Source organism: Streptomyces sp. WAC03905, from assembly GCF_057371075.1.
Map to the genome: position 1 here is coordinate 4,652,050 of NZ_JBXYDZ010000003.1, position 16,449 is coordinate 4,668,498.

Sequence of the window (16,449 nt, forward strand, 5' to 3'; positions counted from 1 at the left end):
CCGCCTGTGGACGGTCCCCAGCCTGTGGAAAACCCCCTCACCCTCCGGAGTGAAGCGCCCCCGACGCCCCGGTCCCCGACGCCCCCGCACCGGACGCCCCCGCACCCGCCGCCCCCGACGCCCCGGCCCCCGACGTCCCCGCACCCGCCGCCCCGGACGCCCCCGCCCCCGACGTCCCCGCTCCCGTCGGCGCCGGCCGTCCGTCCGGCACCCGGCAGGCTTCCGAGAAGCCCTGACCGGTCAGGCCGAAGGCGCTGTTGACGCGCGAGCGCCAGTTCTCCAGCGCGACCACCGCCGTGAGCTCCACGAACGCCGCCTCCCCGAGCCGCGCGAGAAGCGCCGCCGCGAGCTCGTCCGTGACCGCCGGCTCGGTCTCCGTCATGGCCTCGGCGTACTCCATGACCAGCTGCTCCTGCTCACTGAAGACCTCGCGGGCCTCCCGCCACCGCGGCACCCGCTCGATCTTTTCCGCCGCCAGCCCCAGCCCACGGCCCTCCCAGTGGCCGAAGTCCATGCACCACGAGCAGTTGATGCGGGCCGCCGCCGCCATCACGGCGAGGTGCTTGAGGCCGGCGTCCAGCGCGTTCCACTTCGCCGCCCGCTGTTCCAGGCGGACGTACGCCGTCAGCACGCCCGCGTGGTGCCCGTAGGCCAGGCCCGGTTCGAGCACCTTGCCGTAGGTGCGTCGCGAGTACCAGGCGCCGATGCGGTTCAGCAGGGTGCGGGGCGGGGTGAGCGAGATACGCGCCATGACTGTCATCTCCCGGAGCGGTCTGTCCCGACTGGGCCTTCACGGAGGAAGACAGGACAGCCGCCCCGGATGTGACGGCCCGGTGCGACGGAGCGGACTACGGGGAGCTCGATCCCCAGGTCCCAGCCGTCCAGTGCGTGCGTGCACAGGCAGTCGCGGGTCTGCGTGGGCGGCAGCGCGGCCACCGCGTCGAAGAGCACCTCGCGCAGCCGGCCGACGTTCTCGCCGAACACCTTCAGCACCTCCGTGTGGGAGACGCCCTCACCGGTCTCGGCGCCCGCGTCCAGGTCGGTGACCAGCGCCATCGAGGTGTAGCAGAGCCCCAGCTCACGGGCGAGGATCGCCTCCGGGTGCCCCGTCATGCCGATCACCGACCAGCCGGCCGAGGCGTACCAGCGCGACTCGGCGCGCGTCGAGAAGCGCGGCCCCTCGACCACGACCATGGTGCCGCCGTCCACCGGCTCCCAGTCCCGCCCGCGGGCCGCGGACACCGCCACGGACCGGCCCACCGGGCAGTACGGGTCGGCGAAGGTGGTGTGCACGACGTTCGGCACCGAGCCGTCCGGGAGCGGCACGCCGTCGAAGTAGGTCTGGACGCGCGTCTGCGTACGGTCGACCAGCTGGTCGGGAACGAGCAGCGTGCCCGGCCCGTACTCGGCGCGCAGGCCCCCGACCGCGCACGGGCCGAGCACCTGGCGGACACCGACCGAGCGCAGGGCCCAGAGGTTCGCCCGGTAGTTGATCCTGTGCGGCGGAACCGTGTGGCTGCGCCCGTGCCGCGGCAGGAAGGCCACCGAGCGGCCGGCCAGCTCGCCCACGTACAGGGAGTCGCTCGGAGGCCCGTACGGGGTCTCCACCCGGACCTCGGAGACGTCCTCCAGGAAGGAGTAGAAGCCCGAGCCGCCGATGACACCGATCTCTGCGTTCACCATGCCGCTCACCCTAACCGGGCATGCCTGAGGCCCCGCTGCCCGGTGGGGGCGGGCGGGGCCTCGGGAAGGAGCGTCAGGCGGCCGACGTGGAGCTGCTGCTCGTGCTCGACGACGTCGAGGAGGACGAAGCGGCGGGAGCGGCGGTCGAGGTCGAGGTCGACGACGAGCTGGAGGCGGGCTTCGATGCAGGGGTGCTGCTCGACGAGGCGCCGCGGCTGTCGTTCCGGTAGAAACCGGAGCCCTTGAAGACGATGCCGACCGCGGAGAACACCTTCTTCAGGCGTCCGTCGCAGTTCGGGCACACGGTCAGCGCGTCATCGGTGAACTTCTGCACGGCCTCAAGGCCCTGACCGCACTCGGTGCACTGGTACTGGTAGGTCGGCACGAATTTCCTCCTGGCACTCTCACTCAATGAGTGCTAACGACGCTCCATGGTGACGTATTCCGGCGGATCAGTCCACCGTCACCGGCACGCGGTGACCCATCCCACGCTCGTTCACCCGGTTACGGGGGCTCTGCGCGGGGGTGGCCCGGCCCGTCGTCGGGGCCGGTGCGACGGCCATCGCCGTGGTCGTGGCCGTGGCCGTTTCCTCGGCCTCGTGCCCGGAGGCCGACGCGTTCACGATCCGGCTCGGGGCCTTGGGGGCCAGCTTCGCCCGCAGCGCCAGCAGGGTGGCCAGCGCCAGCGCGGTGGCCGCCATCGGCACCAGGAAGCCGTACGAGGAGCCGTGCGCGTCGGTCAGCCGGCCGGCCAGGATGACCGCGAGGGCCTGCCCGAAGGCGATCGAACCGGTCAGCCAGGTGAAGGCCTCGGTCCGGGCGTTCGCGGGGACCAGCTGCTCGACCATCGTGTAGCCGGTGATGAGGGCCGGGGCGATGAACAGGCCGACGACCAGGCCGAGCGCGCCCAGCAGGAACACCGAGTGCGCGGCCCACAGGAGGGACGCGGCGGCGGTGAGGCCGACGTAGCCCAGGATCAGCCGGCGGCGCGGGCCGATCTTCCACGCGACGGCGCCCATGGCGATGCCCGAGACCATGTTGCCGGCCGCGAAGACGCCGTAGAGCAGGCCGTTGGCGCCGGGGTTGCCGATCTCGGCGGAGAAGGCGGCGAGCGAGACCTGCATGCCGCCGAAGACGGCGCCGATCCCGAGGAAGGCGAGGATCAGGACGCGCAGGCCCGGGTGCGACAGTGCGAAGGCGCGCTTCTCGCCGGTGGCCGACGGGGCGTGCGCGGTGGGCTGGGAGGAGCGGCGGGCCGCGAAGAGCAGACCGCCGATCAGCGTCAGCGTGGCCTCGGTGACCAGGCCGGCCGCCGGGTGGATGCCGGTGCACAGCGCGGTGGCCAGGACCGGGCCCACGACGAAGGTGAACTCGTCGGTGACGGACTCGAAGGCGGCGGCCGTCGGCAGCAGCGGCGAGCCCTCCAGGCGGGCGGCCCAGCGTGCGCGGACCATCGGGCCGACCTGCGGCACCGAGGCGCCGGCCGGGACCGCGGCCAGCGCCAGGAACCAGACGTCGGCGTCGGCCAGCGCCAGGGCGGCGAGGCCGGTGACGGACGCGGCGTGCGCGAGGACCACGGGCACCAGCACGGCGCTCTGGCCGAACCGGTCGGTGAAGATGCCCATCAGCGGGGCGGAGAGGGCCATCGAGATGCCGGTGACGGCGGCGACGATGCCGGCGCTGCCGTAGGAACCGGTGGTGTGCTGGACCAGCAGCAGGATGCTGATGGTCAGCATGCCGAAGGGGAGTCGCGCTGCGAAGCCGGGGAGTACGAAGCCGAGGGCGCCGGGCGTGCGCAGGAGCTGCCCGTAGCCGGGGCGGGCGGACGTGTCGGTCGTGACCGCGGATGTCACGGCCTTGCCTTTCCGCTGCCTGGTAGAGCATCCCCGTCTGCGGACGGTGCCGTGCTTTGTGAGCGGTCGCACCCGTACGTGTTGGGAGCCCCGAGAGCTGTCCTCTTGCGCATAACCGAGTGATACCTGGGCGCCCACTGCGGGAGGGTGCCACGGCCGCTTTGCGGTCGCGCCAGCTCTGCGTCAGGCAGAGTTGGTTCGATCTGTTGTGCCTTCATCGTACAGGGGAAGCCGATATCACGCCCTGTGATTGTGCTGACAAGCCCTCTCTTCACCTGGGATTAACCGGCCCGTCGCAGTGAAAGCTCCGTATATATCCGGATAAGAACGGGCAGATCTCTCCGAATCCGGCCGAATTAGAACGCCGCTCTAACGGCGCCCTCACGCCGCCGCAGCTGCTTTCGGACGTCTTTCTGACGTCCCCCCGCTCCGTCTAATGCGATCCGGCCCCGTTGCCGGTCCCCAGCCAGCCCGCCAGCTTGCCGCCCCGGGCCACCGCCCGCAGCCGCGCCTCCGCCGCGTCCCGGACCGGGTCCGTGGCCACCACCAGCAGCTCGTCCCCGCGCCGCAGCACGGTCGACGGCGCCGGTACGAAGCTCTTCGCGTCCCGGACGACCAGCGTGACCGAGGCCCCCGGCGGCAGCCGCAGCTCGCTCACCTCGACTCCGTGCATCCGCGAGGCGGGCGGGACGGCGAAGGACAGCAGGTGTCCGCGCAGCTTCTCCAGCGGCGCCGACTCGATGCCGAGGTCCGACGCGGTCTCCATCCCCCGCCCGAGGTCCAGCTTGCGCGCCAGCCACGGCAGGGTCGGCCCCTGCACGAGGGTGTAGACGACGACCAGCACGAAGACGATGTTGAAGACGCGGTCACTGCCCTCGATCCCGGACACCATCGGGATGGTCGCCAGGATGATGGGCACGGCGCCCCGCAGCCCCGCCCACGACATCAGGACCTGTTCCTGCCACGGGAGCCGGAAGGGCAGCAGGCTGACGAACACCTCCAGGGGGCGCGCCACCATCGTCAGCACCAGGCCGATGACGACCGCGGGCCAGAAGTCGCGGACCAGCTCGTGCGGGGTGACCAGCAGGCCCAGCAGCACGAACATGCCGATCTGGGCGATCCAGCCGAGCCCGTCGGCGAAGCCGCGCGTGGCGGGCCAGTGCGGGAGCCTGGCGTTGCCCAGGACCATCGCCGCCAGGTAGACCGCGAGGAAGCCGGAGCCGTGCGCCATCGCACCGGCCGCGTACGCCACGATGGCGATGGCCATCACGGCGATCGGGTAGAGGCCGGAGGCGGGCAGCGCCACGTGCCGCAGGCCGTAGGCGCCGAGGAAGCCCACGGCCAGGCCGATCGCCGCGCCGATGGCGAGCTCCAGGGCGATCTTGCCGATCAGGACGTACCAGTCGTCCACCGGGCCGACCGTGGAGAAGGCGACCACCAGGATGACGACGGGCGCGTCGTTGAAGCCGGACTCGGCCTCCAGGACGCCCGTGATCCGGGAGGGCAGCGGGACCTTCCGCAGGACCGAGAAGACGGCCGCCGCGTCCGTCGAGGAGACGACCGCGCCGATCAGCAGCGCCTGGCGCCACTCCAGCCCGACGAGGTAGTGCGCCCCCGCCGCCGTCACGCCCACGCTGATCGCGACGCCCACCAGTGACAGCATGATCGCGGCCGGCAGGGCCGGTCTGATCTCCTTCCACTTGGTGCCCAGACCGCCCTCGGCGAGGATCACCACGAGGGCGGCGTAGCCGATGACCTGGGTCAGCTCGGCGTTGTCGAAGACGACGTTCCCGATGCCGTCCTGACCTATGGCGACGCCTATGCCGAGGTAGATGAGCAGGCTGGGCAGGCCGCTGCGTGACGAGACCCGCACCGCGGCCACGGCGACGAGCAGTACGAGCGAGCAGACCAGCAGGAGCTCATTGAGCGTGTGGACAGTCAGCGGGCGGCCCTCCTCAATGCGCCCGGTGGATCGATCCTCCCGGCGACAAGTTCGGCAAGTAATTCGTTACCTTACCTAATCTTTGACGCGCCCTTTACGCGATAACCACATTGTGAAACGGGCACCCGCCCCTGTCCTCGGGACCGCAGGAGTCGCCGGTAGATCGTTTTCGGGCCGCCTCCCCGGCCCCCGCGGGATACAGGCCCTCCACACGGCCTCCACCCCTGGCGGATCAACGGAGTCGGTCCTGCGCCTATGGTTGCTCCCAGCACTCCCAGGACCACCCTGCCCCTCTAAGGACAGCGATGCCCGCCAACGAAACCGCTCCTCCCGCCAAGAAGAAGGGACGACGCGCCCGTCTGATCGTGCTCGTACTGGTCCTGGGACTCGTCGCGGGCCTCGGCTACGGGGCGTACTGGAGCGTGGACGGCGTGCGCTCCTCCTTCCCGCAGACGACCGGCTCCCTCGACGTGCCCGGCCTGACCGGCACGGTCGAGGTGAAGCGCGACGCCAACGGCATTCCGCAGCTCTACGCGGACAACGACGGCGACCTCTTCCGCGCGCAGGGCTTCGTCCACGCGCAGGACCGCTTCTGGGAGATGGACGTACGCCGCCACATGACGTCGGGGCGGCTCTCGGAGATGTTCGGCTCCGGCCAGGTCGAGACCGACGCCTTCCTGCGCACGCTCGGCTGGCGCCAGGTCGCGCAGGAGGAGTACGACACCAAGCTCTCCGCGGAGACCAAGAAGAATCTGCAGTCCTACGCCGACGGGGTCAACGCGTACCTGAACGGGAAGTCCGGCAAGGACCTCTCCGTCGAGCACGCCGCCCTCAAGCTCAGCGACGGCTACGCCCCCGAGAAGTGGTCCCCGGTGGACTCGGTGGCCTGGCTCAAGGCGATGGCCTGGGACCTGCGCGGCAACATGCAGGACGAGATCGACCGCGCACTGATGACGGGCAAGCTGTCGCAGGCGCAGATCGCCGAGCTCTACCCGCCGTACCCCTTCGACCGGAACAAGCCGGTCGTCGAGGGCGGCAAGGTCGACGGCGGCAAGTACACCCCCCAGGGCCAGACCGGGAACTCCGGCAGCGGCTCGGGCTCCGGTTCGGGTTCCGGCTCCGGCAGCGGCTCGGGCGGGAACGCCGCCTCCCAGGCCTCCGCCGCGGCGGGCACGGGCGACCCGACCGGCCTCGCCGGCAACACCGCCGCCCAGGGCGCGACCGTGGGCCTGCGCACCCAGCTGAGCGCCCTGGCCGACACCCTGGAGAAGGTCCCCGCGATCCTCGGCCCCAACGGCAGCGGCATCGGCTCGAACTCCTGGGTCATCTCGGGCAAGTACACGACCACCGGCAAGCCGCTGCTGGCCAACGACCCGCACCTGTCGCCGCAACTGCCCTCGGTCTGGTACCAGATGGGCCTGCACTGCCGCACCGTCTCGGCCCAGTGCAAGTACGACGTGGCCGGCTTCACCTTCTCCGGCATGCCCGGCGTGGTCATCGGCCACAACAACGACATCGCCTGGGGCATGACCAACCTCGGCGCCGACGTCACCGACCTCTACCTGGAGCAGATCAAGCCCGAGGGCTACGTCTACGACAACCGGGTGCTCCCCTTCACCTCCCGCGAGGAGGTCATCAAGGTCGCGGGCGGCGCCAGCAAGAAGATCACGGTCCGCACCACCAACAACGGCCCGCTCGTCTCCGACCGCAGCGAGGAGCTCGGTACGGTCGGCACCCGCGCCCCCGTGGACGTCTCCGCCCCCGACCGCGGCGACGGCTACGCCATCGCCCTGCGCTGGACCGCGCTGGACCCGGGCCGGACCATGGACGCGGTCTTCAAGCTCGACCAGGCCAAGAACTTCGACGACTTCCGCAAGGCGGCCGCCGACTTCGACGTGCCCTCGCAGAACCTGATCTACGCCGACAACAAGAACCAGAACGGCAACATCGGCTACCAGGCCCCCGGCCGCATCCCGGTCCGCGGCCAGGGCGACGGCCGGATGCCCGCCCCGGGCTGGGACTCCAAGTACGCCTGGAAGGGCGGCCGGGACGGCAACGCCGGCTACATCCCGCAGAACGAGCTGCCCTGGGACCTGAACCCCTCGCGCGGCTACATCGTCACCGCCAACCAGGCGGTCGCCGAGGGCGGGACCGGCGCGGGCAAGTACCCGCACCTGCTGACCACCGACTGGGGCTACGGCGCCCGCAGCCAGCGGATCAACGACCTCATCGAGGCGAAGACCAAGGACGGCGGCAAGATCTCGACCGACGACATGCGCACCATGCAGATGGACAACAGCAGCGAGATCGCCGCGCTGCTGACCCCGATGCTGTCGAAGATCCAGATCTCGGACCCCGGCGTGCGCGCCGCGCAGAAGCTGCTGGACGGCTGGAACTACACGCAGGAGTCCGACTCGGCGGCGGCCGCCTACTTCAACGCGGTCTGGCGCAACATCCTCAAGCTGTCCTTCGGCGACAAGATGCCCAAGGAGCTGCGGATCGAGGGCAGCTGCATGAACGTCCTCGGCAACGGCACCGGCCCCGCCGACGACCTGTCCAAGACGGTCCGCGAGTGCGGCACCCGGGACGCGGACTCGGCGCAGCCCGACGGCGGCGACCGCTGGTTCGAGGTGGTCCGCCGCCTGGTCAAGGACGAGAAGTCGGCGTGGTGGAGCGCGCCCGCCAAGGGCCTCAACAAGCCCGCCACCACCACCCGCGACGAGCTGTTCGCGCGGGCCATGGCCGACGCCCGCTGGGAACTGACCGCCAAGCTCGGCAAGGACCAGTCCACGTGGAGCTGGGGCCGGCTGCACCAGCTGAACCTGAAGAACCAGACGATCGGCACCGAGGGCCCCGGCTTCATGCAGTGGCTCCTCAACCGGGGCCCGTGGAACGTGGGCGGCGGCGAGGCGACCGTCAACGCCACCGGCTGGAACGCCTCCAGCGGCTACGGGGTCACCTGGGTGCCGTCGATGCGGATGGTCGTCAACCTCAACGACCTCGACAAGTCCCGCTGGATCAACCTCACCGGCGCCTCGGGCCACGCGTACAACTCGCACTACACGGACCAGACGCAGATGTGGGCCAAGGGAGAGCTGCTGGAGTGGCCCTTCGGCAAGGAGGCCGTCGAGAAGGCCACGGTCGACACCCTGACCCTCAAGCCGGCCGCCTCGTGACCGGCCGCCTCGTGACCGGCCGCCACACGAGCTGCCTCACGAGCTTCACGAGCTGAAGCGGCGCACCCCCGACGGGGTGGCCACCGCCTGGACGGGGTGGTCGTGCGGTTCCTCCGGGACCCGCGCGACCACCTCGTCGTCGTAGAGGAGCACCACCAGCGCCGGATGCGCCCCGGCCCGCTCCAGGCGCCGCAGCACCCGGTCGTAGCTGCCCCCGCCGCGGCCCAGCCGCATGCCGCGCCCGTCCACCGCGAGCCCGGGCAGCAGGACGGCGTCGGCACGCGTCACCGCGTCCGGCCCGAGCGCGGGGCCGTTCGGCTCCAGCAGCCGCATCCTCCCCGGGTGCGCCGCCTCGGAGAGGCTCTCCGGCCCCTCGTACGCCGCCCAGTCGAGGTCGTTGTCGGGCAGCAGGAGGGGCAGCAGCACCCGCTTGCCCGCCGCCCGCAGCGCGTCGAGGAGCGCACGGGTGCCGGGCTCGCCGCCGACCGAGACGTACGCCGCGACCGTGCGCGCGCCGGCCAGTTCGGGCAGTTCGAGGGCGGTGACGGCGAGCGCCGCGGCGGCCGTGCGGCGGGCGTCGGGGGACAGGGCGCGACGGGCCGCGAGGAGTTCCCGGCGCAGCTCGGACTTGGCGGACGCCGGCGGCGGTTTCTCTGCCACGAGAATCAAATTTCCTTCGAATCAGGGCATATGTGGACCTAGCAGCCGCGAACTCGTCGGACTTTCGGCAGGACCCACTATCGTTCTGGCCATGACTATGTTGCACCCCGTGATCAAGAAGGCCGTCATTCCGGCCGCTGGCCTCGGCACCCGCTTCCTTCCGGCGACCAAGGCGACCCCGAAGGAAATGCTCCCGGTTGTGGACAAGCCGGCCATCCAGTACGTGGTCGAGGAGGCCGTCGCGGCCGGACTCGACGACGTCCTCATGATCACTGGGCGTAACAAGCGTGCCCTGGAAGACCACTTCGACCGCAACTACGAGCTGGAGTCGGCCCTCATCGCCAAGGGCGACGACGATCGGCTGAAGAAGGTCCAGGAGTCCAGCGACCTCGCGACCATGCACTACGTCCGCCAGGGCGACCCGCGGGGCCTCGGCCACGCGGTGCTGTGCGCCGAGCCGCACGTCGGCCGCGAGCCCTTCGCCGTCCTCCTCGGTGACGACCTGATCGACCCGCGCGACCCGCTGCTGCGTCAGATGGCCGACATCCACGCGCGCACCGGCGGCACCGTCATCGCCCTCATGGAGGTCGACCCGGCCAGCGTGCACCTCTACGGCTGCGCCGCCGTCGAGGCCACCGACGAGGCGGACGTGGTCCGCATCACCGGTCTCGTGGAGAAGCCGGAGCCCCAGGACGCCCCCAGCAACTACGCGGTCATCGGACGCTACGTCCTCAACCCCGCGATCTTCGACATACTGCGGGAGACCGAGCCGGGCCGCGGTGGGGAGATCCAGCTCACCGACGCCCTGCAGAAGCTGGCCGCCGACGAGAGCGTCGGCGGCCCGGTGCACGGCGTGGTCTTCCGGGGCCGTCGCTACGACACCGGGGACCGCGGCGACTACCTGCGGGCCATCGTCCGCCTCGCGTGCGAGCGCGAGGACCTGGGCCCCGAGTTCCGCACCTGGCTTCACCGTTACGTCACGGAGGAGATGTAGCACCTTGAGCAGTTCCGCACCGCAGGACACAGGCCACCGTCTGTGGTCCGTGGACGAGCACCTCGCGGACGTCCTCGGGGCCGTCCGGCCCCTGGAGCCCATCGAGCTCCAGCTGCTGGACGCCCAGGGCTGTGTCCTGGTCGAAGACGTCACCGTGCCCGTCGCCCTCCCGCCCTTCGACAACAGCTCCATGGACGGCTACGCCGTCCGCACGGCCGACGTCCAGGGTGCGAGCGAGGAGTTCCCCGCGGTGCTGACGGTCATCGGGGACGTCGCGGCGGGCAGCGGCGAGCTGCCCACCGTCGGCCCCGGCGAGGCCGCCCGGATCATGACCGGTGCCCCGCTGCCGCCCGGTGCGGAGGCCGTCGTACCGGTCGAGTGGACCGACGGCGGCACCGGAGGCGGCGCCGCCGCGGGAATGGCCCCGGCCAGCGCCGCCCCCGAGCGGGCGGGCGGCGAGGTACGGGTGCACCGCCCCGCCGGGGCGCGGGCGCACGTCCGCGCGCGCGGCAGCGACGTCCAGGCGGGCGACCTCGCCCTCGCGGCCGGCACGGTCCTCGGCCCGCCCCAGATCGCCCTGCTCGCCGCCATCGGGCGCGGCACCGTCCGGGTGCGGCCGCGCCCGCGCGTCGTGGTCCTGTCCACCGGCAGCGAGCTGGTCCAGCCCGGCGAGCCGCTGAACGCCGGCACGATCTACGACTCCAACAGCTTCGCGCTGGCGGCGGCCGCGCGGGACGCCGGCGCCATCGCCTACCGGGTGGGCGCCGTCGCCGACGACGCCGACACCCTGCGCTCCACCATCGAGGACCAGCTGATCCGGGCCGATCTGCTGGTGACCACGGGGGGCGTCAGCGTCGGCGCGTACGACGTGGTCAAGGAGGCCCTCTCCGCGGTCGGCTCGTCCGGTTCCGCCGGCTCCACCGCTGCGGGCGACGGGGACGGTGACGCGGACGCGGACGTGGACGCGACCCGGATCGACTTCCGCAGGCTCGCCATGCAGCCCGGCAAGCCGCAGGGCTTCGGCACCATCGGCCCGGACCACACCCCGCTGCTGGCCCTGCCCGGCAACCCGGTCTCCTCCTACGTCTCCTTCGAGCTGTTCGTGCGCCCCGCGATCCGCGCCCTCATGGGGCTGCCGGAGTCCGAGGTGCGGCGGCCGAGCGTGCGGGCCGTGCTCAAGGCCGACGAGGCGCTCGGCTCCCCGGCCGGCCGCCGCCAGTTCCTGCGCGGCGCGTACGACGCCGAGGCCGGCACGGTCACTCCGGTCGGCGGATCGGGCTCCCACCTGATCGCCGCACTGGCCCACGCCGACTCGCTGATGGTCGTACCCGAGGACGTCACCTCCGTGGAGCCCGGAACCGAGCTGGAAGTGGTCCTGCTCGGCTGAGCCGCGCCGCAGCTCCGGACGCACCCGGGGCCGTTCCCCCGGGGCGCCCCCCGGGCGGCCCGTGCGGGTAGCGTGTGTCGCACCACACAGGCCCCCCGGGCCCAGAGCGGAGCGGCAGCAATGAGTACCGAGAGCAGGCTCACCCACATCGACGAGGCCGGCGCGGCCCGGATGGTCGACGTCTCCGCGAAGGACGTCACCACCCGGACGGCGCGCGCCAGTGGACGCGTACGCGTCTCCCCCCGGGTGATCGAGCTGCTGCGCGGCGAGGGCGTGCCCAAGGGGGACGCCCTCGCCACCGCGCGCATCGCCGGGATCATGGGGGCGAAGAAGACCCCCGACCTGATCCCGCTGTGCCACCCGTTGGCCGTCTCGGGCGTGAAGGTCGACCTGACGGTCGGCGACGACGCCGTGGAGATCCTCGCCACCGTGAAGACGACCGACCGCACGGGCGTCGAGATGGAGGCGCTGACCGCGGTCGCGGTCGCCGGACTCACCGTGATCGACATGGTGAAGGCGGTCGACAAGGGCGCCGTCATCACGGACGTCCGGGTGGAGGAGAAGACCGGCGGCAAGTCCGGCGACTGGGCGCGCTCGTGAACGCCCCCCGCGGCGGGGAGGCGCACGGCCACCACCCGGTGGCCGCGGCGCAGGCCGGCGCGGCGCCCGCCGGGGCCGCGGCACCGCTCGGGAGGGCGCTCGTCGTCACGGCGTCCAACCGTGCCTCGCAGGGCGTGTACGCCGACAAGGGGGGCCCGCTGCTGGCCGAGGCCCTGGAACAGCTCGGTTTCACGGTGGACGGCCCGCGGGTCGTCCCGGACGGCGATCCCGTCGAGCGGGCCCTGCGCGACGGCGTGGCCGCCGCGTACGACGTCATCCTGACCACCGGCGGCACCGGGATCTCGCCGACCGACCGCACCCCGGACGCCACCGCGCGGGTGCTGGACTACGAGATCCCGGGGATCCCGCAGGCGATCCGTGCCGAAGGCCTGGCGAAGGTGCCCACCGCGGCCCTGTCCCGGGGTCTGGCGGGAGTCGCCGGGCGCACCCTCATCGTCAACCTCCCCGGCTCCACGGGCGGGGTGCGCGACGGCCTCGCGGTCCTGTCCCGCATCCTGCCGCACGCGGTGGACCAGCTCCGCGGCGGCGACCACCCCGGACCGGCGGGACCTTCCGGGAGCCCGAGCTGAACGGCCCGACCTGGCCCGTGGTCCTGACCGACGGCGACGTCACGCTCCGGCCGATAAAACTGCGCGACCAGAAGGACTGGCGCGAGGTCAACCAGCGCAACCGCGACTGGCTCCGGCCGTGGGAGGCCACGATCCCGCCGCCCGCGCCGTGGGGGCCGGTCGTCCAGCGGCCCACGTACCGCCAGATGGTCCGTCACCTGCGGGCGGAGGCGAACGCGGGCCGGATGCTGCCCTTCGTCATCGAGTACCAGGGGCGGCTGGTGGGCCAGCTGACGGTCGCCGGGATCACCTGGGGCTCGATGTGCGCGGGGCACGTCGGCTACTGGGTGGACCGCGACGTGGCGGGGCGGGGCGTCATGCCGACGGCGGTCGCGATGGCGATCGACCACTGCTTCCGCAAGGTCGGCCTGCACCGGATCGAGGTGTGCATCCGCCCCGAGAACGGGCCGAGCCGACGGGTCGTGGAGAAGCTGGGCCTGCGCGAGGAGGGACTGCGTCCGCGCTACCTCCACATCGACGGCGCCTGGCGCGACCACCTCGTCTACGCGATCACGGCGGAGGAGGTGCCGGAGGGGCTGCTGCGCCGCTGGCACCGGTCGCGCCACTCGCCGACGCCGCCGAAATAGGGGGCGGACCGCCCGGGTGCGGCCACGACGATAAGCGAATATCTGTTCGAATTAATGGCCCGAGGTAACCGATTCGCCCATAACCTGATCCGAAGAATCACAAAAAAAGTCCGTGATATCAGCGAGATCGCGCGACACACCGGCCCAATTGGCCGATCCCCTCGCCCGCACCCCTCTACGGTGTGAGGTGTGAGCAGCAGCGGCCTCATCTACGCAGTCATTGTGGGGGCCTGGGCCGCCTACTTGGTGCCCATGTGGCTCCGGAGGCAGGACGAGCTGAACGAAGCCCGTCCGACGGAACGCTTCTCCACTGCCATTCGGCTGCTTTCCGGCCGGGCGGGAATGGAGCGCCGTTACGCCAAGGGGCTGCGTGAGCGCGGTGACGAGGAGGCGGACCCCCAGCCCCACGCGGACCCGGACGCCGCGACGGAAACGGTGAATTCCGTCGACGCCGACGCCCGGGCCCTCGGCGTGTCCCCGACCAGGGCGGAGCCGCGGGCGGCGGCCGCCGAGCGGGAGCACCGGGCGGAGCGGGCCCGGAGGGAACAACGCCTCCAGGTCCTCGCGCGCCGTCGGCGCACCACCGCACTCCTCTTCCTGGTCTTCACCGCCGGCGCCGTCGTCGCCGCGGTGGGCGGCCTGCGCTACCTGTGGGCCCCCGCCGTGCCCGCGCTCCTGCTGAGCGCGTACATCGCCCACCTGCGGGTGCAGGAGCGGCGGCGCTACGAGTTCACCATGGACCGGCGGCGCGCCGAGGCGGCCGCCCGGCAGTTGCGGGAGGACCGCCCCCGCCGCCGCCACCCCGAGGAGGGGGCGGAGGCGGGCAATGAACCGGACCCTGCTCCACCGGTCTCCCCGCAGGAGGCCGGACGGCGCGCGCTGGTCGAGCAGACGGACCACGCCGAGTGGGTGGACCAGCAGCGCGAGCGCGAACGCGGCCCCGTCCGCGGTGACAGCTGGGAGCCGGTCCCGGTTCCGCTGCCGACGTACGTGACGGCCCCGGTCGCGCCGCGGGCCACCGGCCCCGTGGCTCCGGACGCCTGGAGTGCGACCCGTTCCAGCACGGCCGAGCCGACCGAGCCCCGCCTGCGCGCCCAGCCCGCGGTCCCCGCCCCGGCGGCCCCGGCCGCCGTCGAGGACGAGCCGCAGGACCGGACCGCGCCACGCCCCCGCGGCCAGGGCCGCGGACGCACACCGCTGTTCGACCAGTACGAGAGCGAGGACCGCCCCCGGGCTGCGAACGAGTGATCGGTGACCTGCGCGGACCCTCGCGGATACGCGTTTTGGAGCACCGGCGCAGGGGTGCTAATGTTTCACACGTCGCAAGGGCCTGTGGCGCAGTCTGGTAGCGCACCTCGTTCGCATCGAGGGGGTCTGGGGTTCAAATCCCCACAGGTCCACAGACGACAGTTCGCGAGTAGCTCTCGTGAACGTCACGAAATCCCGCCCGGTCGCAAGACCGGGCGGGATTTCGGCGTTTCCGGGGGTTGTTGGGCCACGATGTGTTCATGACGATCGGTGGTGAACGGGACCTCGGCACGGCCCAGGCCTGGGAGGCGCTCGGCGGCGCCCCGGAACTCGTCGAACGGGTCCGGTACACGGGCAGCGGAAACCTCGCAGAAGGGCCGCTCCCGGTGCGGGAGTTGGCGCGAGCCACCGTCGCCGTCTGCGGACTGGCGGCGGGGGAGCTGGGCGCGGTGCGGGCCGGAGGCGAGGCGGAGGACCCCCCGCCCCTCGTGGTGGACGAGGGGGCGGTCGCCACGGCCTTCGTCAGTGAACGCCATCTGCGGATCGACGGCCGGCCGACGGTGGCCTTCGCCCCGCTCTCCGGCTTCTGGCGGGCCGCCGACGGCTGGGTCCGCACGCACGCCAACTACCCGCACCACGAAGCCGCGCTCGTACGGGCGCTGGGGCTGCCGTCCGCGACGCCGGAGGCGCTGGGCGCGGCGGTCGCCGCGCGGCCGGCCGTCGAGGTGCAGGAACTCGCCTACGGGGCGGGCGGTCTCGCCGTCGCCGTGGCGGAGCGGTACGGGGATCCGCAGCCGCTCGTGGAGACCGTACGGGGCGCGGGGGAGCCGGGGCGCGGGCGGCCGCTCGGCGGGGCGCCGTCCGGGCGTCCCCTCGCGGGGGTACGGGTGCTGGACCTGACGCGGGTCATCGCCGGGCCCGTCGCCACGCGCACGCTCGGGCTGCTGGGCGCGGACGTGCTGCGGATCGACGCGCCGGGCCTGCCGGAGGCGGACGACGCGTACGCGGACACCGGCTTCGGGAAGCGGTCGGCGCTCCTGGACCTGGCGGAAGCGGGCGACCGGGCGGCCTTCGAAGGGCTGCTGGCCGGGGCCGACGTGGTGGTGACCGGGTACCGGCCGGGGGCGCTGGAGCGCCACGGGCTGGGGGCGCGGGAACTGTTGGAGCGGCGGCCGGGGCTGGTGGTGGCCGAACTGTGCGCGTGGGGGTGGCGGGCGCCGGAGCCGTGGGCCGGGCGGCGGGGGTTCGACTCGCTGGTGCAGGCGGGCTACGGGATCGCCGCCGCGTGCGGGGGGCCCGACGGGGCGCCGGGGGTGCTGCCCGCGCAGGCGCTGGACCACGGGACGGGGTACCTGGTGGCGGCCGGCGTGATGCGGGCCCTGGCCGGGGGCGGCGGGCGGGGGCTGCGGTTCTCCCTGGCCGGGACGGGGTCGTGGCTGGTGCGGGGGCCGGCGCGGGCGGATGCTGCCGCTGCCGCCGGCGCCGGGGGGTACGCGGCGGAGCCGTGGCTGCGGGAGACCGGGTCGGGGTACGGGGTGCTGCGGCACGCCGTGAGCCCCTTCGGGGAGTGGGCCGGGGGGCCGTCGAGGTGGGGCACGGACCGGGCCGTCTGGCTCCCGCGACCCTAGGCCCTGTCGTCAAAGTTGCACCTGGCCCGCGGCGCCCGGCACCGCACCTCGCCGCGTTGTCG

Annotated in this window: 14 protein-coding genes and 1 tRNA gene; 9 read left to right on the plus strand and 6 right to left on the minus strand. The window is 72.7% G+C overall.

What is annotated here, in order from left to right; genetic code table 11:
• Nucleotides 1–37: 37 nt before the first annotated feature.
• The 5 genes from AC2RP6_RS23550 to AC2RP6_RS23570 all read right to left on the minus strand — a co-directional run bounded on the left by AC2RP6_RS23550 (nucleotide 38) and on the right by AC2RP6_RS23570 (nucleotide 5,541).
• Entirely contained in the window at nucleotides 38–751 is a 714-nt protein-coding gene (locus AC2RP6_RS23550) for a carboxymuconolactone decarboxylase family protein (protein WP_486447991.1), read from the minus strand.
• A gap of 5 nt (nucleotides 752–756) precedes the next feature.
• Nucleotides 757–1,683, minus strand: a complete 927-nt coding sequence (locus AC2RP6_RS23555; RefSeq protein WP_486447992.1) for an S-methyl-5'-thioadenosine phosphorylase — start codon at nucleotides 1,681–1,683, stop codon at nucleotides 757–759.
• Nucleotides 1,684–1,756: 73 nt separating this feature from the next.
• The gene (locus AC2RP6_RS23560) at nucleotides 1,757–2,068 is read right to left on the minus strand and encodes an FmdB family zinc ribbon protein (RefSeq protein WP_486447993.1); all 312 of its coding nucleotides are present in this window, start codon (nucleotides 2,066–2,068) and stop codon (nucleotides 1,757–1,759) included.
• 67 nt (nucleotides 2,069–2,135) lie between these two features.
• Nucleotides 2,136–3,536, minus strand: a complete 1,401-nt coding sequence (locus AC2RP6_RS23565) for an MFS transporter (RefSeq protein ID WP_486447994.1) — start codon at nucleotides 3,534–3,536, stop codon at nucleotides 2,136–2,138.
• 433 nt (nucleotides 3,537–3,969) lie between these two features.
• On the minus strand, nucleotides 3,970–5,541 hold the full coding sequence (locus AC2RP6_RS23570; protein WP_486450419.1) for a potassium/proton antiporter: 1,572 nt from the start codon (nucleotides 5,539–5,541) through the stop codon (nucleotides 3,970–3,972).
• Nucleotides 5,542–5,783: 242 nt separating this feature from the next.
• Between AC2RP6_RS23570 and AC2RP6_RS23575 the strand changes: the two genes are divergently transcribed.
• The gene (locus AC2RP6_RS23575; protein WP_486447995.1) at nucleotides 5,784–8,654 is read left to right on the plus strand and encodes a penicillin acylase family protein; all 2,871 of its coding nucleotides are present in this window, start codon (nucleotides 5,784–5,786) and stop codon (nucleotides 8,652–8,654) included.
• Between the two features lie 45 nt (nucleotides 8,655–8,699).
• Here AC2RP6_RS23575 and AC2RP6_RS23580 read toward each other — a convergent pair whose 3' ends face one another.
• On the minus strand, nucleotides 8,700–9,314 hold the full coding sequence (locus AC2RP6_RS23580; protein ID WP_486447996.1) for a 5-formyltetrahydrofolate cyclo-ligase: 615 nt from the start codon (nucleotides 9,312–9,314) through the stop codon (nucleotides 8,700–8,702).
• A 91-nt stretch (nucleotides 9,315–9,405) separates the two neighbouring features.
• On the opposite strand from AC2RP6_RS23580, the gene galU reads away from it, so the two are divergent.
• The 8 genes from galU to AC2RP6_RS23620 all read left to right on the plus strand — a co-directional run bounded on the left by galU (nucleotide 9,406) and on the right by AC2RP6_RS23620 (nucleotide 16,387).
• A complete protein-coding gene (galU, locus tag AC2RP6_RS23585) occupies nucleotides 9,406–10,308 on the plus strand; it encodes a UTP--glucose-1-phosphate uridylyltransferase GalU (RefSeq protein WP_030028537.1) in 903 nt (300 codons plus the stop codon).
• Between the two features lie 4 nt (nucleotides 10,309–10,312).
• Nucleotides 10,313–11,695, plus strand: a complete 1,383-nt coding sequence (gene glp, locus AC2RP6_RS23590; protein ID WP_486447997.1) for a molybdotransferase-like divisome protein Glp — start codon at nucleotides 10,313–10,315, stop codon at nucleotides 11,693–11,695.
• 120 nt (nucleotides 11,696–11,815) lie between these two features.
• Nucleotides 11,816–12,295: a cyclic pyranopterin monophosphate synthase MoaC gene (moaC, locus tag AC2RP6_RS23595; RefSeq protein WP_486447998.1), complete on the plus strand. Its 480-nt coding sequence runs from the start codon at nucleotides 11,816–11,818 to the stop codon at nucleotides 12,293–12,295.
• A 38-nt stretch (nucleotides 12,296–12,333) separates the two neighbouring features.
• Nucleotides 12,334–12,885, plus strand: a complete 552-nt coding sequence (locus AC2RP6_RS23600; RefSeq protein WP_486450420.1) for a MogA/MoaB family molybdenum cofactor biosynthesis protein — start codon at nucleotides 12,334–12,336, stop codon at nucleotides 12,883–12,885.
• 17 nt (nucleotides 12,886–12,902) lie between these two features.
• Complete coding sequence (locus AC2RP6_RS23605; protein ID WP_486447999.1) at nucleotides 12,903–13,511, plus strand: GNAT family N-acetyltransferase; 609 nt, start codon at nucleotides 12,903–12,905, stop codon at nucleotides 13,509–13,511.
• 189 nt (nucleotides 13,512–13,700) lie between these two features.
• Entirely contained in the window at nucleotides 13,701–14,759 is a 1,059-nt protein-coding gene (sepX, locus tag AC2RP6_RS23610; protein ID WP_486448000.1) for a divisome protein SepX/GlpR, read from the plus strand.
• A 78-nt stretch (nucleotides 14,760–14,837) separates the two neighbouring features.
• Nucleotides 14,838–14,911: transfer RNA gene (locus AC2RP6_RS23615), tRNA-Ala, on the plus strand.
• Nucleotides 14,912–15,019: 108 nt separating this feature from the next.
• Nucleotides 15,020–16,387 (plus strand): CoA transferase, encoded by a 1,368-nt coding sequence (locus AC2RP6_RS23620; protein ID WP_486448001.1) that lies wholly within the window; start codon nucleotides 15,020–15,022, stop codon nucleotides 16,385–16,387.
• Nucleotides 16,388–16,449: the final 62 nt, after the last annotated feature.